21 protein-coding genes and 1 tRNA gene are annotated in these 20,945 nt (G+C 49.2%); 10 read left to right on the forward strand and 12 right to left on the reverse strand.

Features of this window, described 5'->3' with window-relative positions; translation table 11 throughout:
- Positions 1 to 45: 45 nt before the first annotated feature.
- Positions 46 to 1,344 (forward strand): O-acetylhomoserine aminocarboxypropyltransferase/cysteine synthase family protein, encoded by a 1,299-nt coding sequence (locus ACSYSY_RS07295; RefSeq protein ID WP_491706910.1) that lies wholly within the window; start codon positions 46 to 48, stop codon positions 1,342 to 1,344.
- A gap of 53 nt (positions 1,345 to 1,397) precedes the next feature.
- On the opposite strand, the gene ACSYSY_RS07300 is transcribed toward ACSYSY_RS07295, so the two are convergent.
- Both ACSYSY_RS07300 and ACSYSY_RS07305 read right to left on the reverse strand, forming a co-directional pair.
- Positions 1,398 to 1,751, reverse strand: coding sequence for a tRNA-binding protein (locus tag ACSYSY_RS07300; protein WP_491706911.1), 354 nt, complete (start codon positions 1,749 to 1,751; stop codon positions 1,398 to 1,400).
- Positions 1,752 to 1,789: 38 nt separating this feature from the next.
- On the reverse strand, positions 1,790 to 2,671 hold the full coding sequence (locus ACSYSY_RS07305; protein ID WP_491706912.1) for a LysR family transcriptional regulator: 882 nt from the start codon (positions 2,669 to 2,671) through the stop codon (positions 1,790 to 1,792).
- 156 nt (positions 2,672 to 2,827) lie between these two features.
- Between ACSYSY_RS07305 and ACSYSY_RS07310 the strand changes: the two genes are divergently transcribed.
- Genes ACSYSY_RS07310 through ACSYSY_RS07320 form a run of 3 tightly spaced genes read left to right on the forward strand, consistent with a single transcriptional unit; the run spans position 2,828 to position 5,566 of the window.
- Positions 2,828 to 3,892, forward strand: a complete 1,065-nt coding sequence (locus ACSYSY_RS07310; protein WP_491706913.1) for a TQO small subunit DoxD — start codon at positions 2,828 to 2,830, stop codon at positions 3,890 to 3,892.
- Between the two features lie 33 nt (positions 3,893 to 3,925).
- Complete coding sequence (locus ACSYSY_RS07315) at positions 3,926 to 4,531, forward strand: DsrE family protein (RefSeq protein ID WP_491706914.1); 606 nt, start codon at positions 3,926 to 3,928, stop codon at positions 4,529 to 4,531.
- A 30-nt stretch (positions 4,532 to 4,561) separates the two neighbouring features.
- The gene (locus ACSYSY_RS07320; RefSeq protein WP_491706915.1) at positions 4,562 to 5,566 is read left to right on the forward strand and encodes a substrate-binding domain-containing protein; all 1,005 of its coding nucleotides are present in this window, start codon (positions 4,562 to 4,564) and stop codon (positions 5,564 to 5,566) included.
- Between the two features lie 156 nt (positions 5,567 to 5,722).
- Here ACSYSY_RS07320 and ACSYSY_RS07325 read toward each other — a convergent pair.
- Positions 5,723 to 5,808, reverse strand: a tRNA-Tyr gene (locus ACSYSY_RS07325).
- 72 nt (positions 5,809 to 5,880) lie between these two features.
- Here ACSYSY_RS07325 and rlmB point away from each other — a divergent pair.
- Positions 5,881 to 6,690, forward strand: coding sequence for a 23S rRNA (guanosine(2251)-2'-O)-methyltransferase RlmB (rlmB, locus tag ACSYSY_RS07330; RefSeq protein ID WP_491706916.1), 810 nt, complete (start codon positions 5,881 to 5,883; stop codon positions 6,688 to 6,690).
- A gap of 67 nt (positions 6,691 to 6,757) precedes the next feature.
- Here rlmB and ACSYSY_RS07335 read toward each other — a convergent pair whose 3' ends face one another.
- From ACSYSY_RS07335 to ACSYSY_RS07350, 4 genes are all read right to left on the reverse strand, one after another.
- Positions 6,758 to 7,087: a hypothetical protein gene (locus tag ACSYSY_RS07335; RefSeq protein WP_491706917.1), complete on the reverse strand. Its 330-nt coding sequence runs from the start codon at positions 7,085 to 7,087 to the stop codon at positions 6,758 to 6,760.
- Between the two features lie 317 nt (positions 7,088 to 7,404).
- Positions 7,405 to 8,493: an alkene reductase gene (locus ACSYSY_RS07340; protein WP_491706918.1), complete on the reverse strand. Its 1,089-nt coding sequence runs from the start codon at positions 8,491 to 8,493 to the stop codon at positions 7,405 to 7,407.
- A 76-nt stretch (positions 8,494 to 8,569) separates the two neighbouring features.
- Positions 8,570 to 9,676, reverse strand: a complete 1,107-nt coding sequence (locus tag ACSYSY_RS07345) for an alkene reductase (RefSeq protein WP_491706919.1) — start codon at positions 9,674 to 9,676, stop codon at positions 8,570 to 8,572.
- A 115-nt stretch (positions 9,677 to 9,791) separates the two neighbouring features.
- A complete protein-coding gene (locus tag ACSYSY_RS07350; protein ID WP_491706920.1) occupies positions 9,792 to 10,898 on the reverse strand; it encodes an alkene reductase in 1,107 nt (368 codons plus the stop codon).
- A gap of 149 nt (positions 10,899 to 11,047) precedes the next feature.
- On the opposite strand from ACSYSY_RS07350, the gene ACSYSY_RS07355 reads away from it, so the two are divergent.
- The gene (locus tag ACSYSY_RS07355; RefSeq protein WP_491706921.1) at positions 11,048 to 11,353 is read left to right on the forward strand and encodes an ArsR/SmtB family transcription factor; all 306 of its coding nucleotides are present in this window, start codon (positions 11,048 to 11,050) and stop codon (positions 11,351 to 11,353) included.
- Positions 11,354 to 11,372: 19 nt separating this feature from the next.
- On the opposite strand, the gene ACSYSY_RS07360 is transcribed toward ACSYSY_RS07355, so the two are convergent.
- Positions 11,373 to 11,852, reverse strand: coding sequence for a hypothetical protein (locus tag ACSYSY_RS07360; RefSeq protein ID WP_491706922.1), 480 nt, complete (start codon positions 11,850 to 11,852; stop codon positions 11,373 to 11,375).
- Here ACSYSY_RS07360 and ACSYSY_RS07365 point away from each other — a divergent pair.
- A complete protein-coding gene (locus tag ACSYSY_RS07365) occupies positions 11,851 to 12,864 on the forward strand; it encodes an RluA family pseudouridine synthase (protein WP_491706923.1) in 1,014 nt (337 codons plus the stop codon). The two genes, ACSYSY_RS07360 and ACSYSY_RS07365, sit on opposite strands and share 2 nt — an antisense overlap.
- 217 nt (positions 12,865 to 13,081) lie before the next feature.
- Positions 13,082 to 13,978 carry an RNA polymerase sigma factor RpoH gene (gene rpoH / locus ACSYSY_RS07370; RefSeq protein WP_491706924.1) on the forward strand — a complete coding sequence of 299 codons (897 nt, stop codon included), beginning with the start codon at positions 13,082 to 13,084 and terminating at the stop codon, positions 13,976 to 13,978.
- Between the two features lie 86 nt (positions 13,979 to 14,064).
- Here the strand turns inward: rpoH and ACSYSY_RS07375 are convergent, their stop codons facing one another.
- Together ACSYSY_RS07375 and gap are read right to left on the reverse strand one after the other, a co-directional pair.
- A complete protein-coding gene (locus tag ACSYSY_RS07375) occupies positions 14,065 to 15,279 on the reverse strand; it encodes a phosphoglycerate kinase (RefSeq protein WP_491706925.1) in 1,215 nt (404 codons plus the stop codon).
- A gap of 2 nt (positions 15,280 to 15,281) precedes the next feature.
- Positions 15,282 to 16,304, reverse strand: coding sequence for a type I glyceraldehyde-3-phosphate dehydrogenase (gene gap / locus ACSYSY_RS07380; protein ID WP_491706926.1), 1,023 nt, complete (start codon positions 16,302 to 16,304; stop codon positions 15,282 to 15,284).
- Between the two features lie 158 nt (positions 16,305 to 16,462).
- On the opposite strand from gap, the gene ACSYSY_RS07385 reads away from it, so the two are divergent.
- Positions 16,463 to 16,939, forward strand: coding sequence for a hypothetical protein (locus tag ACSYSY_RS07385; protein WP_491706927.1), 477 nt, complete (start codon positions 16,463 to 16,465; stop codon positions 16,937 to 16,939).
- Complete coding sequence (locus tag ACSYSY_RS07390) at positions 16,929 to 18,407, forward strand: glycosyltransferase family 2 protein (RefSeq protein ID WP_491706928.1); 1,479 nt, start codon at positions 16,929 to 16,931, stop codon at positions 18,405 to 18,407. The genes ACSYSY_RS07385 and ACSYSY_RS07390 overlap by 11 nt, the downstream gene beginning before the upstream one ends.
- A 10-nt stretch (positions 18,408 to 18,417) precedes the next feature.
- On the opposite strand, the gene ACSYSY_RS07395 is transcribed toward ACSYSY_RS07390, so the two are convergent.
- Both ACSYSY_RS07395 and ACSYSY_RS07400 read right to left on the reverse strand, forming a co-directional pair.
- Entirely contained in the window at positions 18,418 to 19,500 is a 1,083-nt protein-coding gene (locus ACSYSY_RS07395) for a hypothetical protein (protein WP_491706929.1), read from the reverse strand.
- Positions 19,501 to 19,544: 44 nt separating this feature from the next.
- Positions 19,545 to 20,873, reverse strand: a complete 1,329-nt coding sequence (locus tag ACSYSY_RS07400; RefSeq protein WP_491706930.1) for an amino acid permease — start codon at positions 20,871 to 20,873, stop codon at positions 19,545 to 19,547.
- Positions 20,874 to 20,945: the final 72 nt, after the last annotated feature.

Genomic DNA, 20,945 nt, shown 5'->3' on the forward strand with positions numbered 1-20,945 from the left:
GTAAAGCGCCTGTTTTTAGAAACAATATCGCCTGGAGACTACAAAATGAAGCGTAATTATCACCCTGAAACATTGGCCCTCCACGCAGGTTGGCGCGCAGACCCCGTGACGGGATCTGTGGCTCCTCCTATCCACCAGACAACATCCTACCAGTTTGCAGACAGCAACCAGGCAGCCAGGCGCTTTGCCCTTCAGGAACCGGGACCCATCTATACACGCCTTGGCAACCCGACGACTGATATTCTGGAACAACGTCTCGCAGCCCTTGAAGGGGGAGCCGCGGCTGTGGCCGTCGCGTCCGGTCAGGCCGCCTCCGCCTATTCTGTGCAGACCATTGCCTCAGCGGGTGATAATATTGTTTGCGGCACAGATATTTATGGGGGAACCTGGAATCTTTACGCCCATACACTGCGCAATATGGGGATAGATGTCCGTTTTGTTGACCCTGCCGATCCGGAAGCTTTCTTAAAAGCCAGCGATGAACGCACGCGCGCCTGGTACCTGGAAATGCTTCCCAACCCCAAACTCGTCGTTCCCCCTCTGGCTGAAATTGCTGCATTGGGGCGTAAAGAGTCCATTCCCCTGATTGTTGACAATACCGCAGCCCCCATGCTGGCCCATCCTCTGGAACACGGAGCGGCCATCGTCATTTACTCTGCCACAAAATATATTGGCGGCCATGGCACCTCCATTGGCGGCATTATTATTGATGGCGGCAATTTCGACTGGACTGCCAGACCTGAACGCCACCCTCTCCTTAACACTCCGGACCCCAGCTATCATGGGACGATCTGGACTGAAGCAGCCAAATCCTTTGGTCCAATCGCTTATGCCCTGCGTGTCCGCGCTGTATTGCTGCGTGATATGGGTGCTGCTCTCTCCCCTTTCAACGCATTTCAGCTTCTTCAGGGGATTGAAACCCTGCCTTTAAGAATGCCGCGCCATTGCGAAAATGCTGTGACCGTTGCGCGTTATCTTGAAAAGCACCCTGCCGTTTCAAAAGTTATTTATCCTGCCATGCAAAAAGGAGAGGCCTTTAAACGGGCACAACATTATCTTCCCGAAGGTTATGGCGGTCTCGTCGGTTTTGAACTGAAAAACGGCCTGGCAGGGGGCAAGCGTTTTATTGATTCGCTTGAGCTCTTCTATCACGTTGCCAATATTGGTGATGCACGCAGTCTGGCCATTCATCCGGCCTCGACCACTCATTCACAATTAACACCCGAAGAACAGCTGGCCAGTGGCGTATCTCCAGGCTATGTGCGCCTCTCTATCGGATTGGAACATCCGGACGACCTTATCGCCGATCTTGAGCAGGCCCTTGAACGCGCCCAGAAAGCCTGAATTTTTAATATCCAAAAACGAGGCCCTGACTTGCGGGGCCTCTAAAACGCTTTTTACATCAAATCCGCGCCTGCTGGGACAGGAAGGTCAAAACTGGCCAGAACCACTTTCCCTTCTTCATCATAGGCACCCGTAATCAATATTTCAGACTTGATTCCTGCAATACGCTTCGGCTCAAAATTGCAAACACATAAAACCCGTTTCCCGATCAATGACTCAATCGTGTAATGGTCCGTCAGCTGTGCACTGGAGGTTTTAATACCAAGAGGTCCCAAATCCACTTTAATAATATAAGCCGGTTTCCGCGCTTTCGGATTAGGGGCAACCTCCCTGATGACGCCGACTTTCAGGCGGAGTTTTTCAAATTCAGCCCATTCACTGTAATCAGGTGCTGCGCTTTCGGTCATAAATATCTCCTTCGCCCCTCTTTTAAACAACAAACAGTTCAGCGTCCCTGAAGCAATTCATAGAACGTGCCGACAGCGTGACTGATACGGCGTTCCTTGTGGCGGATGATATAATAATTCCGGTTTCCCAGCTCATAATCAAGACGATGAATCACGCCGGCTTTAAGGCGGAATATGGCGGAAAGGTCAGTTTCTGCCGTCATAAGCTCCCCTTCAGCAACGGCTTCCAGAACAGAATCATTTGTGGGCAGCCCCAGCCTGATCGTCAAATCAGATAACTCAAGACCGAACTGCTCCCTAAGAGTTCTGGCTACAAAATTCCGTGTGCCTGACCCCTCCTCTCTCAGGACCCATTTCGCCTTGAGAAGATCGTCACGATTCGGAACGCGCCCGGATAAAAAATGCTTTGGCGCAACATAAAAACCAAAGCTATCACCCTTTATGACCTGAACATCGAGTAAATCTTCTTTCACCTCACCTTCTATAATGCCCATATCCGCTTCACCGGACAGGACACGCTCAATGGCCTGTGCCGTATTTCCGGCCATCAATTTAAGGGCCAGGCGCGGATAACAGGTGGAAAAACGAGCCATATAACGCGGGAGATAACAGGTCGAGACGGTCTGACTGGCCGCAATACATAATGAGCCGCGTATCAGACCGGAAAGCTCATCAAAAACATGTCCGGCTTCCCTGGCTTTGGTTAAAACCGCCTGCGCCTCTGGTAAAAAGGCTCGTCCAGCCGCATTGAGTTCCAGTCGGCGACCGATACGATCAAATAATTTTGTATCATATCTGTTTTCCAACGCAGCAATCGCGGCACTGACAGCAGGTTGCGTCAAATATAAGGTCTCAGCAGCCTCACGCATATTAAGAGTTTTAGCCACTGCAACGAAAACACGTAATTGCTCTAAAGTCATTCTGCTGATTAATTTCTTTTATTGAAAGTATGAAAATAATATATTGGATTTATTATTTGAAATCAATAATTCTCACCGAAACAAAACCCTCTTTTTCATCAGAGAAAAAGAGGGCATAGTTACCGGAGAATAAGTGTGACTTTAAAAGAAAACACAATGAATACCAACGAGACTACCAAAACAGACGAAAAGAACTCATGGCTGTATTGTGGCTTAGGTCTCCTTTCTGTCCGTTTCATTCAAGGGTTTATTTATTGGGGCGGTGGCTCACGTCGCTTTATTTATGCCCCTTATAAACTTGACCCCAATCACCATCCCTGGATGGCTAACAAGTTCCAGACGGCTATGCCCGGCGCCCTTTTGGGGACGGAACATTTTGTCAGCTACCTCCTGCAACATTTCTGGCTTCTCTATACATCCACAATCATATTCAGTGCTGCTGAATTATTTGTCGGTCTGGCCTTGATGGTCGGCTTCCTGACCAGATTGTCTGCGCTTATTTCCATGGGATTCGCCGTCTTTCTGATGCTGCTTTTCGGCTGGCAGGGGGCAACCTGTATTGATGAATGGACCATGGCTGCCTGTAATCTGGCAATGGGTGCAACCATATTGCTGGCTGGTGGCAAGGCCTATTCAGTCGATAATCTGCTTTTAACCCGTCATCCGGCTCTGGCACAGAAATCATGGTTCCGGCTTGCCAGCGGAGCTCTCCCACTCGACATGTTCTCTCCAAAGACTTTGAAATCAATTGGTCTCTGGATTTTTGCCTTTGTCGCCGTGTTCGATATCAGCACCTATAGCCATTATCGTGGTTCGGTCATCACGCCTTTCCATAGTGGCCCTGTCAATCCCAAAACACACCATCTCAGTCTGGATCACGCTGTGATTGATGAGCATGGGAATGTCCGGTTCCATGTCTATCTTGATGCCGGAACGCCTGAGGCGCCTGTTCATGTCGTTCGTGCCCGCCTGCTGGACAGCCAGAAAAACCCCGTTTCACAATGGGATGAACAAAGCCTCTCAGCTCTGCCCAAATCAGCTTTTGCCAATGACTATGCCTATAACAAGTTCGGCCCTGGTCCTTTCGGCTTTAAGGCTCCTATGGGCGCAAAAGCCACCATTACGCTTCCCTGCCCGAATGGTCAGGACTGCTCAAAGGGTGCCTTCATAAGCCTGACTGATGTCGATGGAAAATCCTTCACAGCACAGATCGGGAAATAAATTTCAATCTCTTTCCTCCCCTGGAGACAATCAATGAAACGTTTAACCATTTTTTCAGCCATGCTTCTTGCCGCTACGGGGCTTATCTCTCAAGCTTCCGTCAACACAGCCCGGGCTGCCGACACGTCTTCCCAGAAAACGGTTTCAGCCGATGAGAAACCCGGTTTCTGGACAACGCCGACAATTCATAATTACGGCAAGATCCACATGCTCGACCAGGCAGCCTACAAGCCGGATCCAAGCAAGACCTACAAGATCATTTTCATGCTCACACATGGGGAAAAAGATCCCAGCAAGGTCAATAATGGCCTCGACCATGTTGCCCGCACGGTCAATCTTTATACATCGGCAGGCGTACCACTGAGCCATTTGAAAATGGTTGCTGTTATTTCAGCCAAGGCGACTTCCCTCGTGTTGAATAATGAGGCCTACCGCGCCATCAACAAGGTCGATAACCCGAACCTCCCTTTGATTGCCGAGTTGCGCAAGGCGGGTGTGGACGTGACCGTCTGCGGGCAGGCCATGCCTGAAAATCATTTTGATTACAGCCAGATCAGCAAAGGTGTGACCCTGTCATATTCATCACTTCTGACGGTCACCACTCTGGAACAGCAGGGCTACGGCTTCATGCCGTTCTAAGAGCAGATGCTAAAATAAGGAATTTATGGAATGAATTATTTTAAACCGGTTCTGGCAGCACTTGTTCTGCTCTCTACCTCACTGGGCGGTCTTTCCGCCCATGCTGAAACGGCTGCTCCTGCCCCAACGGCAAATACCAAAACCAGCCAGAATGATTTTTATCCTCCATGGCAGAATGGGGCTAATAATGACGTTGTGGATCGCGGGCTGAATTTTACAGTTTCAGATGCCGATAATCTGGCTGATTTCCATGGTAACCCCGCCAAACCCGCTCTCACGCTTTTCGTCGGTGGGAACTATTATTTCGCCATGGCTCCTCTGGTTGCAGCTTTTGAAAAACGCTACCCGGAATATAAAGGCCAGATTTATTGGGAGACCATTCCCCCCGGTCGCCTGATTGAGCAGATCAAGGCCGGTGGCACTGTTACAGTCGGCAACATGACATGGACGGTTAAACCTGACCTTTATCTCGCAGGTTTGAAAGCTGTTAAAAAACAGATTAAAGCCGGGCTTCTTGTTGCCCCGGCAGTCCCTTATGCCACCAATAATCTGACGATTATGGTCCCTGCCGATAATCCGGCCCAGATCAAAGGGCTGACAGATCTTGGCCGCCCTGATGTCCTGCTTGCCATGCCTGATCCCGCTTATGAAGGGATTGCAAGGCAGATCAAGGCCGCTCTGACCCATGCTGGTGGCAAAAAACTTGCCAATGCAGTTTACGACACAAAAGTGGCCCAAGGTACAACGACCCTGACCCGGATCCACCATCGCCAGACGCCTTTATGGCTCATGCAGGGCAAGGTGCAGGCAGGGGTTACCTGGCAGTCTGAAGCCATGTTCCAGGAAAAGGCGGGGCATCCCATCACGTCCATCGCAATTCCTGAGAACCAGAATGCCACGGCTATTTATGCAGGTGCTCTCGTAAAAGATGCGCCTCATCCTGAAGCCGCCCAGCGCTGGCTAGATTTCATCCGTTCGCCTGAAGGACTGGCTATTTTCGAGGAGTATGGCTTCAAACCCTATCAGAAAAAATAAAAATCACTGACAAGCAAAATAGTTGCGCCTCCTTAGCACGACCCTAAGGAGGCGTTTTTTTTATGGGATTCAGAAAAGCGCCATGGCAGAAGACAGATCTATAGAAACACTCTTCCTATACTCTCAGCGTCTAACTCTTTATATTTTACGGAAAAATGGTGGAGGGGGTTGGATTCGAACCAACGTAGGCGTACGCCAGCGGATTTACAGTCCGCCCCCTTTAGCCACTCGGGCACCCCTCCACGAAGGATGGGCGTTTAATAAATCTCATTTCACTCTATGTCAATAAAGATAAGCCTATTATAGAGGGGTTTATGGCTAGAAAAATTTCATCCCGTCCCCCCCGCTCCCTTTCCTCCGTGCCTGATCTCTCACGCCGAGGTGAAAAACACTCCCAGACGCGTCAGCGTTCCACCTCTATGGCTAAAGGTGATTACTGGATTTATGGACTGCATGCTGTCATTGCAGCGCTCGAAAATCCACACCGGAAGGCTCATGAGCTTCTGGCCACCCGTGAGGCCGCACTTCACCTATCTGAGGCGAGCCCTTTGCAACCGCGTATCGTAACGCGAGAGCAGCTTGATACACTTTGTGGACGCGATTCTGTCCATCAGGGGATCTGCCTGCATGTCTCTCCGCTTGACCCTCTGACGATTGAAGAAGCACTTGAACGTGATGGGCCGATTCTCGTCCTTGACCAGGTCACAGACCCTCGCAATATTGGGGCTATCCTGCGTTCAGCAGCGGCCTTCGGTGCAGCAGGCGTCCTGGTTCAGGACCGCAACACCCCACCTGAAACAGGCACCATGGCTAAAGCCGCGTCAGGTGGTCTGGATATTGTCCCTCTTTTAAGAGAAACGAATCTTTCACGCGCCCTGGCTCACTTACAAAATGCCGGGCTATGGGTCATCGGCCTTGACGCAGGCGGAACACCATTACGTCGCGAGGCATTGGGAGATCGCCGAGTGGCACTCGTTCTGGGAGCAGAGGGTACAGGGCTGAGACGCCTCACCCGTGAAACGTGCGATGAAATTGCGTCCATCCACATGCCTGGCACGATGGAAAGCCTGAACGTCTCCAATGCCTCTGCCGTAGCGCTTTATGAGCTGACACGGCCTCTATAACAATAATCCCCGCCTTGAATGGCGGGGATCTGACTTTTTACATCGATTTATTTACTGAGAGACACTTTTAATTCAGACGGTAACATTCTGAAGTGCTTTTCTCTCCCTCTTGTGGGTCGCCCGTATGAAGACCACACAGAATAATAGTTTTATCTTTCCGCAGAACGACTGATGGCCTCCCTAACGTGCTATTAACGAAGACCAATGTCGCCCCGTTATTAAGTAAATCGGAAACAGATTCTTTTACGAGCTCATAAGTCGTAACCTTCTGCGTCAGGTCCTCCGTCTGCTCTGCCTCTTTAGGCGCAGCACTATGTTTGGCCTGTGCCAAACCGGGCAAAGAGGTCGCAAAAACAGCGGCAAGAAGAATCCCGAATTTTTTGAATGTTAACCTCATTTTTCTTCCCTACATTGAAAAATTAATAAACTTTCGTCCTGAAGATAAAAATTAACGTATTAAAAATATGTCTTTTTTATGTTAATAGATCTTTTAGATAATTAAATAATATTATGTTTATATAGATATAATACTAAAAATTGTTCTTTAATAATGAGAACGAAATACGATATCTTCACGCCGCGCTGCGTAACTATGAATAGATACGTCTATCACTGATAATGTCTAACTCTGCTGAGTTACTCTGAAAATATAAAAGCCTCATCCTTTCCAGTGGATGAGGCTTTTCGTAACAATTCTTTCCTTATCAGGAATAATCAGGGAGCAAAGGGGTAATCTATATAGCCTTTGGGCCCTAATTCAGCACCGTACCAGGTTTCCATGACGTCTTTCTGGAGAGGGAGTTTCTCTTTCAGGCGACGTAGCAGGTCTGGATTTGCGATATAGTCACGTCCGAAACTGATGGCATCAGCACGGCCTGTCTCAACGGCTTCTTCAGCCTCTTCCCTTGTGTAATCCTGATTCAGAACCAGGGGATTTTTGAAAATTTTGCGAATTTCTGGAGAGAGTTTCGGCTGATTGGTTGTTTCAGCAAAGGTGAAATCACTTACAGGGCGTGATTCACGCAGCTCCAGCCACGCAATACCAAGATCCTGCAACATTTTTACTGCCGGGATATAGACAGCTTCAGGATTGCTGTCCTTTGTCCCCTGGACTTCTCCATTTGGTGACAGGCGAACCCCAACCTTTTCAGCGCCAACCGCCTTGATAACAGCCTCAGTCACTTCACGCAGCAGGCGGATACGGTTCTGGGGAGAGCCACCATAGGAATCTGTGCGGTGATTGGTGCCGTCACTCAGGAATTCATGAATCAGATAGCCATTGGCTGCATGAATCTGCACACCATCAAAACCGGCTTTAATCGCATTTTTTGCCGCTTTTGCATAATCTTCAACGATACCGGGAATTTCATCCAAGCTGAGAGCCCGCGCCTCTTCATACGGCTTTTTACCTTCATAAGTATGAATATAACGTGGCGCTGTTGAAGGGGACGGTGCAACAGGTTGTTCACCAGTGACAGAGGAATGAACCATGCGGCCCATATGCCAGAGCTGACAGACGATTTTACCGCCCTTATCATGCACTGCCTTGACGATCGGTTTCCAGGCTTCAACCTGCTCATCATTCCAGATACCCGGCGCATTAATCCAACCCAGACCTTGACGGGAAATGCCAGTTGCCTCGGAAATAATCAGCCCGGCAGTCGCACGCTGTGTGTAATATTCGATCATAATTGGCGTCGGAACACAGGCTTTCGTTGCTTTAGCCCGTGTTAAAGGCGCCATAAAGACGCGATTAGCGGCTTGAATGGACCCTAATTGGATCGGGTCAAATAACGTTGGCATAAATACTCTCCCTGATAATTACAGATATTGTTCTACATTTTTCGAACAAAATACCTTTCTTCCTTTAAATGTCAATCTACCCCTCAGCCGCTCTTTCCCTTCCCCACTGATCGAGAACAGGATAATCAAGATATCCCTTGATATTCTGTGCCCCGCTATAAAGAGTTTCATAATCAATGGGATGGAAAGGCAGGTGGTCTTTCAACCGATGAACCAGATCGGGGTTACTGATAAAGGGGCGCCCGAAACTGATCGCATCAGCCCGCCCCGATTCAATGGCCTTCTCTGCATTCTCATCGCCATAATCTTGATTGAGAATAAGCGGATTCCCAAAGATTTTCCGAATTTCTGGTGAAAGGCGCGGTTGATCCGTAGCAGGCACACTTGTCGGTGTCAGTTCCCGCACTTCAAGCCAGGCAATCCCAAAATCCTGTAACATCTGCACGACCGGAAGATAGACGGAAGCAGGATGGCTATCTCCTGTCCCCTGTATGACACCATTAGGAGACAGACGAACCCCTACATTGCCTGCACCAATTTCCTGACATATCGCCCCACAGACTTCACGAAGCAGGCGAATACGATTTTCAGGAGAGCCACCATAGGAATCTGTGCGGTGATTGGTGCCGTCGCTCAGAAATTCATGAAGCAAATAGCCGTTAGCGGCGTGAATTTCCACGCCATCAAAACCGGCTTTAACGGCATTTCTGGCCGCTCTGGCGTAATCTTCAATAAGGCCGGGAATTTCGTCCAGCCTGAGAGCACGCGCTTCTTCGTAAGACTTTTTGCCTTCGTAGGTATGGACGTAACCCGGCGCAGTTGAAGGGGATGGCGCCACAGGCTGCTCACCACTATTGATGGAATGAGCCATTCGCCCCATATGCCAGAGCTGGCAGACGATCTTGCCGCCCTTATCATGGACAGCATTGACAATTGGTTTCCAACACTCAACCTGCTCATCATTCCAGATACCAGGCGCATTTGCCCAGCCCAACCCTTGACGGGAGATACCCGTTGCCTCGGAAATAATCAGTCCAGCCGTTGCGCGCTGGGCATAATATTCGGCCATGATCGCCGTCGGGACGCCCTCTCTTGTCGCCTTGGCTCTGGTGAGAGGCGCCATAACGATGCGATTATCCGCCCGAATTGTACCATAATGAATAGGATCAAATAACGTTGGCATGGGCCTGCTCCCTAAATATTTTGCCGTAACATCATAGTTTCAGGTGGGAGTGGAACAGACGAAAAAAAACCCCGGCTACAGCAAATGACCGGGGTTTGATAGCGATTTCAGGAACTTATTGATCGGCAAAAGGATAATCTGTGTATCCTTTTCCGCCATGTTCTACGCCATACCAGAGTTTGACAGGATCTCTCTGAACGTCCTCTTTCCAGATAGGAAGATTATCTTTCAGTCTGTGAACAAGGTCTGGATTTGAAATAAACCAGCGCCCGAAGCTGATCGCATCGGCACGTCCGGACGCAACCGCTTCTTTTGCACTTTCCTCGGTATAATCCTGATTCAGGACAAGCGGATTTGTAAATACCTTGCGGATTTCAGGTGATAATTTCGGCTGGTCAGTCGACTCATCACCTGCAAAAGTACTGTGATTGCTTGATTCACGCAGCTCCAGCCAGGCAATGCCCAGATCCTGCAACATCTTCGCTGCCGGGACAAAGACCTTTTCAGGATGACTATCCACATTACCCATAACACGGCCATTTGGTGACAATCTAACGCCTACGCGTTCAGCCCCGATCGCCTCAATAATGGCCTGCGTCACCTCGCGCAGCAATCTCATACGATTTTCAGGCGTGCCACCATATTGATCTGTTCTGTGATTGCAGGCATCACGAAGAAATTCATCAATCAGATACCCGTTAGCAGAATGTATCTGAACGCCGTCAAATCCAGCCTTAATTGCATTTTCAGCCGCCCTGGCATAATCTGCTACAATACCGGGGATTTCATCAAGCCTGAGAGCACGGGCTTCTTCATAAGGCTTTTTGCCGTCGTAAGTATGGATTAATCCCGGCCCTGTGGAAACAGACGGCGCAACAGGCTGCTCTCCCGTCGTGGAGGAATGGACCAGTCTCCCCATATGCCAGAGCTGACAAACAATTTTGCCACCTTTCTCATGAACGGCCTTTGTGACAGGCTTCCATCCTTCAATCTGTGCCTCATTCCAGATACCAGGCGCATTGATCCAGCCCAATCCCTGCCGGGAAATCCCTGTTCCTTCAGAGATAATCAGCCCAGCCGTTGCACGCTGGCCGTAATATTCCACCATGATCGGTGTCGGCACGCAATCACGCCCAGCACGCCCACGTGTCATAGGCGCCATAAAAACGCGATTTGACGTTGTAATGGCACCAATTTTCAGAGGATCAAATAAAGTCGGCATAGTCGCTCCTTCTCACTCTTTTACCCGGATCTGATAAGAAAGATGGGATTTTCTGATGAGAAATGATAAGATTGCCTCACTAATTGTTCGGCATATTTCGAACAATAAGCATCCTGATTTTCAACGTCAAGGTAATTTCCAGACACGTTATGACTTCTTCTTACACGCATCCTGACATTGACACGGTTACGCTTCTTTCAGTCCTGCGTGCTCTGGCTGACCCCGTGCGGCTGGATCTGGTAAAACAAATTCACGAAATGGGGGCAGCCAATTGCACGACATTGCTTGGAAACAGGCCTAAATCCAGCATGTCCCATCATTTCCGTGTGTTACGGGCAAGCGGTATCATCTACACCCACAGACGCGGCGTAAATTATATCAATTCACTCAGAAAAGAAGAGCTTGATGCACGCTTTCCCGGCTTTATCGATGCCGTTCTGAAAGAATTGGCGTAACACCAGCTCCATAGATTTCCTATTTCAGAGATTGTGTTGAATCGGGCTTCAGCTCAAGCTCGGCACCGATACGTGCCTGATCAGGAAGCCATATAATGACCCGCTCGCCATCTTTACCCGCTCTCAGGTCAATAGCGATGCTACCATCAGAACGCGGTGTCAGGGATTGAAGATGTTCACCTTTACGCAAAATCAGATTTAAAGTGGCAGGAGCGGTCATAACATTATGAACAGGCTCTGGCGGAGGTGGAGGTGGAACAACCACTTTTTCCGGAACAATTTGCGTAACCGCTGGCGGAACATTGTTACCCTGAAGCGCTTTATGGTGCTGGGTTCTCTGCACGATGACCCAAAGCAGAACCGCCACACCGATGATAATCATGATCCCCATGACGATCACAGCGCCCAGAAGCCACTTTGGAGCTGGTGGCGGTGGGGGAGGATAATATGATTGTGGGGCCTCGCCTGGAAACTGGCTTTCCGCTACTGTCTCTGGCATGTCTGAGTTTTCCAATTTCGAATCTCCCTCCACTACACAATCGTCCTCTTCTGACGATTCATTTTCTATAAAAGTCACCGCTGAACAGGCTGGAGACCGTATAGACCGTCTTTTATCTGAGCAGAATCATAATCTTTCCCGCTCGCGGATCAAAGCCCTGATTGAAGAAGGGCACCTGCTCTGTAACGGCACCGTTAAAAAAGATCCTTCCCTGACCGCTCGAGAGGGCATGACCCTTACGCTGGATATCCCTCCTCCTGAGCCAGCCCGTCCTCAGGCTGAAGCGATCGAACTTGCAATCCTGTTCGAAGACAGGGACCTGATTGTCCTTGATAAACCCGCAGGTCTTGTCGTCCACCCTGCCCCTGGAAATGAAACCGGCACATTGGTCAATGCCCTGCTCGGCCATTGCGGACCAGAATTTGAAGGAATTGGGGGCGAGAAACGCCCCGGTATCGTCCATCGTCTTGATAAAGACACCTCTGGAGTCATGGTCGTTGCCAAAACACCTCTGGCCCATCAATTCCTTTCAGATGCCTTTGCCAACCGGACCATTAATCGCTCTTATCGCGCCCTTGTCTGGGGGCTTATGCCCCCTGAAGGACAATTTGAAGGAGCTATCGGGCGAGATAAAAAAGACCGTAAAAGAATGGCTGTCGTTCAGAGTGGTGGCAAACACGCTCTTACCCATTTTAAAACCCTTTCTGTGTTACAAGGCTGTATCAGCCTGATTGAATGCCGGCTTGCAACAGGCAGAACACACCAGATCCGGGTCCATCTTTCCCATAACGGGCATCCTTTATTGGGAGACCCTGTTTACTTACGGCGCATCCCTTCTGCAGCACGCTCGCTGGATAAAACGCTCCGGGCAGAATGTCTTGATTTCCCACGCCAGGCGTTACATGCCGCCAGTCTTGGATTTTTGCATCCACGTTCAGGGGCGGAAATGGAATTTACATCCCCTCTCCCTCCTGACTTTTCAGAGCTATTGAACGCTTTATCGGAAAAATGAGTTTATAATCGGTATAACTTTAATTAAAATTTGACTTCTTTAGAAAAACCTATTAAAAGGGATTCATCTGACGCATCGTTGAATGCGGCCCTTCCTTCCAAAGAAATCTTTAAAAGATGAGATCTGGAAATCCGACAGAGGGTCCTTTCTTCAGCGTCTTAATCTGAAGGCCTGTCCTTTCTGATGGACCGTCATTCAGGTTTAAGGAGTCAAAATTATGAGTTCTCCTGCAGCAATCCCTACCGTCGGACCTGAGAGTAATCTAACTCGTTACCTGCAAGAAATACGTCGTTTCCCCATGCTTACAGCGGATGAAGAGCTTACGCTCTCACGTCGTCTGAAAGAGCATGACGACACGCAGGCGGCGCATCGGCTGGTGACATCTCACTTGAGATTGGTCGCTAAAATCGCCATGAGTTACCGTGGCTATGGCCTGCCGCTTAGCGAGCTGATCAGCGAAGGCAATATTGGCATGATGCAAGCGGTAAAGCGCTTTGATCCTGAGCGCGGGTTTCGGCTTGCCACATATGCCATGTGGTGGATACGGGCAGCCATGCAGGAATATATCCTCCATAGCTGGTCCCTCGTCAAAATGGGGACAACAGCCGCCCAGAAAAAGCTCTTCTTCAACCTTCGTCGCCTGAAAGGGCAGATGCAGGCCTTTGATGAAGGTGACCTCCAGCCGGAACAGGTCACTAAAATTGCTGAGACACTTGATGTGCCTGAGCAGGATGTTGTTTCCATGAATCAGCGTCTTTCTTCAGGCGATCACAGCCTGAATGCACCTCTACGCATTGATGGTGAAGGCGAATGGCAGGATTGGCTCGTCGATGAGCATGAAAGTCAGGAAGACGTCCTTGCTGAGTCAGAAGAGCTGGACAGCCGCAAGGCATTGCTCACTGAAGCCATGCAGACGCTTAATCCGCGTGAGCGCTATATCATTACCGAACGTCGGCTTAAGGAAGATACCTCTACGCTGGAAGACCTCTCACGGCACTATAATGTCTCCCGGGAGCGTATTCGACAAATTGAAGCACGTGCTATGGAAAAACTGCAAAAAGCCATGGCAGAAGCAGTGCAGCGCCGCCGTAAAGACCAAGGGTTGGAAGATTAAAGTAATCTGTCCTGTAAATTGGACAAAAATAAAGGCGGCCACATATAAATTATGTGACCGCCTTTTCTTTTACCGGGAACTATAGCTTATTCCAGACCAAGATCCTGGCCGACATTGGTAAGGACGATAATTCCTGGAAGCAATTTTCCTTCAAGCCATTCCAGAAACGCTCCCCCCGCTGTGGAAACGTAGCTGAGCTCATGAAGCACACCTGCATGTTTCAGAGCAGAGACTGTGTCACCGCCTCCTGCAACTGAGCGAAGCTTCCCTTCTTTCGTCAATTTACCCACAACCTTGGCAACAGCATTTGTTCCACGGTCGAAAGGCGCAATCTCGAACGCTCCGAGAGGGCCGTTCCAGACAAGGGTTTTAAGCTCAGAGAGACGGCTTGTCATAAGCTCAATTGTCTTGGGACCTATATCCAGCATCATCGCATCAGCTGGGATCTGGTCTATCGGACAAATTTCCGTCTCAGCGTTTTCTTTAAACTCACGCGCTACCACTGCATCGACTGGCAGAACGATGGAGCATCCCTTCTCTTTAGCCTTTTTGACAATATCAAGCGCCGTTGCGTGCATGTCGGCTTCCTGAAGGGACTTGCCGAGATTATAGCCTTCAGCAGAGAGAAATGTGTTCGCCATAGCCCCGCCAATAAACAGGACATCGACTTTCTCAATCATATTCCCAAGCAGATCAAGCTTGGTCGAAATCTTTGAGCCGCCAATAATGGCTCCGACCGGGCGTTCAGGACATTCGAGCGCGGCAGTCAGAGCCCCCAGCTCAGCCTGCATCAACCTCCCTGCGAAGGAAGGAAGAATTCTGGCAATGCCTTCTGTCGAAGCATGAGCGCGGTGCGCTGCTGAAAAGGCATCATCAACATAGAGATCCCCATTTGCAGCAAGTGCTTTGGAGAAGTCAGGATCGTTCGTTTCTTCACCAGGATGAAAGCGTGTATTTTCCAGCAGAAGGACGTCGCCATCCTTCATCGTATCGACCGCCTTTTTAACATCCGGACCAATACAGTCATGCACGAACCCGACAGGACGCCCCAATATTTTTGAGACAGCTTGCCCGACTGGCTCCAATGACATATCCGGCACCACTTTCCCTTTAGGGCGGGCAAAGTGGCTCAGAAGAATGACCTTGGCCCCTTTATCAGCGAGCTCACGAATGGTCGGAATCACACGCTCAATGCGTGTTGTATCGGTAATGACCCCATTATGCATTGGCACATTGAGGTCAGCGCGAAGAAGCACGCGTTTACCGCGTACTTCCACACCATCAAGCGTACGGTACGCCATGATCAGATTTTTCCCAGCAAAGCCGCCGTGTCAGACATTCGGTTGGAGAAACCCCACTCATTATCATACCAGGCAACAACGCGGACCAGTTTGCCACCATCAACAAGGGCTGTCTGTGTCGCATCAAAGGTTGAAGATGCTGGAATATGAATGAAATCAGAGCTGACAAGCGGCTCATTATTATAATCCAGTATCCCTTTAAGCGCTCCCTGAGAGGCTTTCAGAAGGGCTTCATTTACCTCTTCTACTGAAGATGGGATGGTCTTCGGCACAAAATCGAGAGACACCAGAGACACGTCAGGTGTCGGCACACGAATGGCTGTGCCGTCCAGCTTGCCTTTCAATTGTGGAAGCACCAGACCGACAGCCCGGGCAGCCCCTGTGGAGGTCGGGATAATATTCAGCGCTGCAGCGCGGGCACGATGTGGGTCTTTATGGAGGGTATCAACTGTGCGCTGATCGCCTGTGTAAGAATGGATTGTAACCATATAGCCGCGTTCAATACCGAATTTTTCATCCAGAACAGCAGCAATCGGAGCCAGGCAGTTTGTTGTGCATGATGCGTTTGAAACCACTTTCATTCCTGGTTTCAGCGCGTCATTATTAACGCCGTAAACAATGGTTGCTTCAGCATCAGCAGATGGCGCAGAGATCAGCACATGTTTGGCACCCGCCTGCAACAGAGGCTCAACTTTCTCACGCGTTGTAAAAAGACCGGTACATTCCATAACGACATCGACACCCTGAAGAGGCACATCTCCAGGATTGCGGTGCGCTGTCACTTTGATGGGGCCAATGGTGCGGCCATTATGTGTCTTGATCAGGAGATTGCCATCGACAATCTCGACATCAGCGGGAAGACGCCCATGAACACTATCATATTTCAGGAGGTGAGCATTGGCTTCAACGGAGCCCAGATCATTAATGACGACAGGAACAACGTCTGTACGCCCGGTTTCAATAATACCCCGCAGAACGAGGCGACCAATACGACCAAACCCATTAATAGCAATTTTAACAGCCATTGACTCTATTCCTCCACTTACAAAAAAACTTTAAAGTGACTACTCTTTAGATACCATGCTTTACAAATTCCAACAGGGGTAAAAAGCTTTTTATTTTCCGGACGGTTTCCCATCATCTCTTGCCTTTCCATTCCTTCCCTGCAATGAATTGAGACATTATGTTTGCATCTTTTTCTTCTGGTCTATTTCATCCTGATAAAATGCACGTCCGGCTTTTACTTCTCGCACCCGTAATCATGGTCATGCAGGGATGTAATCCTATTGACCAGCGGACTTTTGATCCAAATGCCAATCGTCCTCCTGTTGTTCAGGTCAAACAGGAGAAGAGTTCTGCAAAGCCTTTTATTGAAATCATACAAGGCACTGCGCCCGACGTTTATAAAACGCCGCTCCAGCAATCGGTGAAAGCGGCTCTTGCCCATAAACGCAATATTCTTTTCACAATTGACGGACTCGTCCCTCCTCAAAAAACACCTGAAGAGCAGTTAAACAGTCAGAAAACGCTTCTTAAGGAACTGGTCACACCTGTTGCGCAACAGATCATGCAGGCAGGTGCCTTACCCATTCAGCTTGATATCCGTGTAGGGACAGATCAATCCGTCAAGCAAGGTGTTGTACGTATCAATGTCCGTTAAAACCCCACGCCTTTATATCATTCTTCTTGTCAGGAATGCCGAAGAGACCATCATAGACTGGTTGTCCTGGCATTTAGCGCTCGGTGTTTCCGGTATCCTTGTTGTTGATGCCGGCTCAACAGACGGCACGAAAACGCTTGTCCAGGCCTTAGAAGTCAAGGAACCCGTCAAGCTGCTTGCCACGACTTCAAGGCCTGACATGCCACCGGAAGAACGGCGCCTGCTTCTCACTCAAAAAGCACTGGAGCTTTTTTCCGACAAAAATGACTGGGTGCTTTTTCTAGATGTTGATGAATATCTCTGCCCCGGTAGCTCCTTACCCACGTTCCTGAAAAATGCTCAGAAAACGGGTGCCATGGCGATACGCTGGTGCCTTTTTGGAGAGAAACATCATCCCGGAAAAGCAAAAGGCCACCTTGTCGCCGCTCATGGCTGGCGAGCAGATGTCACTCTGCCAGATCATAGATTTGTAAGAATCATGGCACGTCTCTCAGAAATCAGACAGCCTGCCCATATCAAAGATCCCATTACATTGGACATCCCATCCTCATCATGGATCACGGCAGCAGGGAAAGCATGGAGCGATGCTGACCCGGCAGAGACGTTATGGAACGGGGGACGCATACTTCATTACATCTGTATGGATGATCATAAATCAGAGGATTCTGCCTTATCCTCATTAATGAAGCGTTATTACAATAGTCGCCATATCAGAGATATTACAGGTTTTGACCATCTAGGCGCGACACGGCTTGTACAGAACCACCTTTATCAAAGGCTCTTTGCCGCTGGTATCGTACTTCTGAAGAAGATGATTAAGGACCGCCAATGGATTCCTGAACCACTTAAAGAGAGGGATTTAGCCCTCCCCGATAAAGCAAAACGGTTTGGTTTTTCCTATAGACGTATCCGGATGAGTCCGGAAGAAACGCGTCTCATTTCGCCCCAGGCCTATCCCTCTGACGATATGGCACGTGTCTTTCTATTGCGGACGCCGAGTGGCGCTTTTCTTGAAGCCGACGGAGAAAAGGACTCTCCCAGGATTGTTTTATGCCTTGTACAGGACCGTTACCCTGAGCTGGCTACATTCTTTTGCAAGGATCGTAAGGATTTCACGCTCCATGATGTCATTTCATTTGATCATTATGCGATTACCTGCATCCGCCCTACGACACGCGCCAATCTAATAACACTTCCGATTGAAAGTGGCCGGGAAGCCCTTTATTTCAATATGATTTCCTTTATGGAGCCGCAGCCCCCCGCAGTTCTCCCTCTTCCGCCTTATGACGAGCCCGAGGGATTAAGCCTGTACGGTTTCCTGGAATGGCTTTCCACTCATCCAGAGGCTCAACCCCTTGATATAAGGCGGGGGCTTTTTCTTCTGACAGAAAAGGCAGCCCGGACATTAGGGCAGCAAATTCCTCCATTACAGCCTTTTTTAAAGATCAGACTTTCTGCAATGAAGTGAGATAACCGTGCTATAATTTCAGGAAATGGATCACGATCAGACAGAACACCACAAAAGAGGCGCCGATTAACGAGCCAATCAGGATCCCCCGCCATAGACCGAAATTACGGGACACATCCGGGAGGTCGGCAAAATGAGCAAGGCTGTCTCTCAAGGCGTCCATTTCTTCCTGGCGAGCATGTTCCTCTTCTTTAAGCTGCCACGCCTGGCTGCTTTGTTTGCGAATAAAACGCCCCGCTTCGACCGATGAGACAAAAAAATTATCAACCAGATGACTTGCCACTGACCTGAGGGGAGGAAATTTCTCCCCTGTTTCCTGGTTGATCACTGTGTCATTTTCCAACACAAGAACCCGGTAGGCCTTACAAGCAGAAAGAGCTTTCAGGACGTAGGCATCTTCCAGAAGGCCAAGCCCCTCTTTCCCGCCGAGGATCACGATAATATCCTCAGTCATCGTTAATAAAGACTGCAAAAACTTCTGCCGGTCCGCAGCAGTCAAGGTTACAGCCCGGACAGAATGCTCCTGCCATAAAGCCCCGAGAGACTGTTTAAGAGTTTCGCCTGCTCGTTCTGAAGCCCCCAGATTTACGAGAAACAGATACATCCCCTCACTTTGCGGAAAAGAATGTTTCCTGGCCGGAAGTTCCCTTAACAAATCGAGAATACCCGCTTCACTTTGAAACGTTGTTTCTGATTTTTCTTCATAAGAACGAAGATCCATCACTTCAAAACGAAGAACCACCTGCCCTTTTACCAGACGCGCCCTCAGAAACCCTGTCGCTTCTACGCAATCCCCTCCTTTAAGACCCGCCTTCTCAAGAAGAGAAAGACCGACTTCCAGACCAATTTCAGCCTGGGTGGTCATATCAATCAAGGGAAGCGGCTCATACCGCCTCCAACTATCAGGAGGTACAATTCCCAATTGCCCCACAACCGTAAAAGGAAGGGACCATTCTTCGAAACGGGCACATACTTCATTTAAGCGACTGGCAAAAAAAGAATGCAGTCTTTCCGGCGTTACAACAGCGATTCCCTTGGAAGAATCAGAGGTTAATGGCTGTGACGAGCGTGAACGTCTTGAAAAAACCTCCATATGATCGGCCCTTTTCCCTTTTTACAGAGGTTGCCAGAAGAGCTTCAGTCCCCTGTTGCGTAACTGTCACGATAACGCCACCATGAGATCCCGGAAATGACAAAAATGGCTATAAATCCAAATAATCCCTGACTGCGTGTCTCTGGCACCCATAACATGGCACCAAAAGTACAGGCCAGCAGAAAACAGGCGATTTTCGGCCCCCAGTGAAATCCCTCATCAATCTTCGTACGGGCAAGAACAATCAGAAGGTTATTAAACAGCATCAATGTGCCAACCATACTTAAAAGCAGCGCAAAAAGCTGATCCCGCGATACCATATCACTGAGCAGAATCCCGACAGCAACAACCGTTCCTGCAATCACGGCCCTTTTGGGTAATTGCTTTTTTTCATCAACTTTTAAAAATAACGCTGGTGCATCATCATTTTCTGCCAGCTCATAAAGAATTCTTGAGGTCACATAAACCGCAGAATTAAGGGTCGATAACACGGCTGAAAAAATTACAATCCAGACAAAAGCCTCAGAGAACGGGACGCCAATCTGATTCAGAACGACAAGAAAAGGCGACTTTGTCGGGATAAGGCTGGACCACGGCACAAAACATAGGATCAGGGCGATGGAGGTCAGATAAAACCCCAGAATACGCCAGGCAATCGTGCGGGTGATGCGCACAATATTGCCATCAGGGTCATCTGACTCCAGAGCCGCAACCGTGACGATCTCACTACCTGTCATTGAAAAAAGAATTGTTGGAATCACGGCCAGAATGGCTGCCCACCCTTTGGGGACGAGGCCACCATAATCAAACAGATTATGATGAACCGGGACTACCGGCCCCCATCCCATGACCCCTTTCATCAACGTCCAGACGGCAATTAAGACAAAAACGGCAATGGCAACCAGCTTGATAACCGAAAACCAATATTCGAACTCGCCATATCCTCTGACAGAGAGGAGATTGACCCCTGTCATAAGAAGGAGGAGACAGATCTCAATAGCAAGCGGAGGCACCCAGGGGATCACAGGCCCGAGCATGGCTGCTCCGGCAATAACTTCAGCGGCCAGAACAATAACCCATGTCAGCCAATAGGCCCAACCTGCAACAAATCCTACTTTCGGCCCCAGAGTCTCACGAATCTGCATCATAAAAGAGCCTTTTCCAGGCCCTTTCAGCGCCAGATCGCGCATGGAAATATTAATCAGATAGATCAATAAACCGCAGATTATATAGGAAATGAAAACAATCGGTCCGGCTTTCAGAATTGCCGAAGAACAACCGACAAAAAAACCTGCTCCAACAACACCGCCCAGAGCAATCATGACAATATGACGTGTGCGAAGCGTACGGGCTAGCTGATCTGGGTGGGGCATCACGTCTTCCTCCATTCATGTATTACATTTTAGTATAGCAGACATGCACACAAATCATGCAAGACCGAGGAA

It is taken from the genome of Aristophania sp. ESL1100, assembly GCF_058511235.1.

Excerpts from the sequence above, each read along its gene's own strand:
- ACSYSY_RS07395 (WP_491706929.1), bottom strand. The coding sequence starts at position 19,500 with ATGGAGGTTTTTTCAAGACGTTCACGCTCGTCACAGCCATTAACCTCT.
- rlmB (WP_491706916.1), top strand. The coding sequence starts at position 5,881 with ATGGCTAGAAAAATTTCATCCCGTCCCCCCCGCTCCCTTTCCTCCGTG.
- ACSYSY_RS07340 (WP_491706918.1), bottom strand. The coding sequence starts at position 8,493 with ATGCCAACGTTATTTGACCCGATCCAATTAGGGTCCATTCAAGCCGCT.
- ACSYSY_RS07315 (WP_491706914.1), top strand. The coding sequence starts at position 3,926 with ATGAAACGTTTAACCATTTTTTCAGCCATGCTTCTTGCCGCTACGGGG.
- ACSYSY_RS07400 (WP_491706930.1), bottom strand. The coding sequence starts at position 20,873 with ATGCCCCACCCAGATCAGCTAGCCCGTACGCTTCGCACACGTCATATT.
- ACSYSY_RS07295 (WP_491706910.1), top strand. The coding sequence starts at position 46 with ATGAAGCGTAATTATCACCCTGAAACATTGGCCCTCCACGCAGGTTGG.
- ACSYSY_RS07310 (WP_491706913.1), top strand. The coding sequence starts at position 2,828 with ATGAATACCAACGAGACTACCAAAACAGACGAAAAGAACTCATGGCTG.
- ACSYSY_RS07390 (WP_491706928.1), top strand. The coding sequence starts at position 16,929 with ATGTCCGTTAAAACCCCACGCCTTTATATCATTCTTCTTGTCAGGAAT.
- ACSYSY_RS07375 (WP_491706925.1), bottom strand. The coding sequence starts at position 15,279 with ATGGCGTACCGTACGCTTGATGGTGTGGAAGTACGCGGTAAACGCGTG.
- ACSYSY_RS07360 (WP_491706922.1), bottom strand. The coding sequence starts at position 11,852 with ATGCCAGAGACAGTAGCGGAAAGCCAGTTTCCAGGCGAGGCCCCACAA.
- ACSYSY_RS07300 (WP_491706911.1), bottom strand. The coding sequence starts at position 1,751 with ATGACCGAAAGCGCAGCACCTGATTACAGTGAATGGGCTGAATTTGAA.
- gap (WP_491706926.1), bottom strand. The coding sequence starts at position 16,304 with ATGGCTGTTAAAATTGCTATTAATGGGTTTGGTCGTATTGGTCGCCTC.
- ACSYSY_RS07305 (WP_491706912.1), bottom strand. The coding sequence starts at position 2,671 with ATGACTTTAGAGCAATTACGTGTTTTCGTTGCAGTGGCTAAAACTCTT.
- rpoH (WP_491706924.1), top strand. The coding sequence starts at position 13,082 with ATGAGTTCTCCTGCAGCAATCCCTACCGTCGGACCTGAGAGTAATCTA.
- ACSYSY_RS07355 (WP_491706921.1), top strand. The coding sequence starts at position 11,048 with ATGACTTCTTCTTACACGCATCCTGACATTGACACGGTTACGCTTCTT.
- ACSYSY_RS07365 (WP_491706923.1), top strand. The coding sequence starts at position 11,851 with ATGTCTGAGTTTTCCAATTTCGAATCTCCCTCCACTACACAATCGTCC.
- ACSYSY_RS07335 (WP_491706917.1), bottom strand. The coding sequence starts at position 7,087 with ATGAGGTTAACATTCAAAAAATTCGGGATTCTTCTTGCCGCTGTTTTT.
- ACSYSY_RS07320 (WP_491706915.1), top strand. The coding sequence starts at position 4,562 with ATGAATTATTTTAAACCGGTTCTGGCAGCACTTGTTCTGCTCTCTACC.
- ACSYSY_RS07350 (WP_491706920.1), bottom strand. The coding sequence starts at position 10,898 with ATGCCGACTTTATTTGATCCTCTGAAAATTGGTGCCATTACAACGTCA.
- ACSYSY_RS07385 (WP_491706927.1), top strand. The coding sequence starts at position 16,463 with ATGTTTGCATCTTTTTCTTCTGGTCTATTTCATCCTGATAAAATGCAC.
- ACSYSY_RS07345 (WP_491706919.1), bottom strand. The coding sequence starts at position 9,676 with ATGCCAACGTTATTTGATCCTATTCATTATGGTACAATTCGGGCGGAT.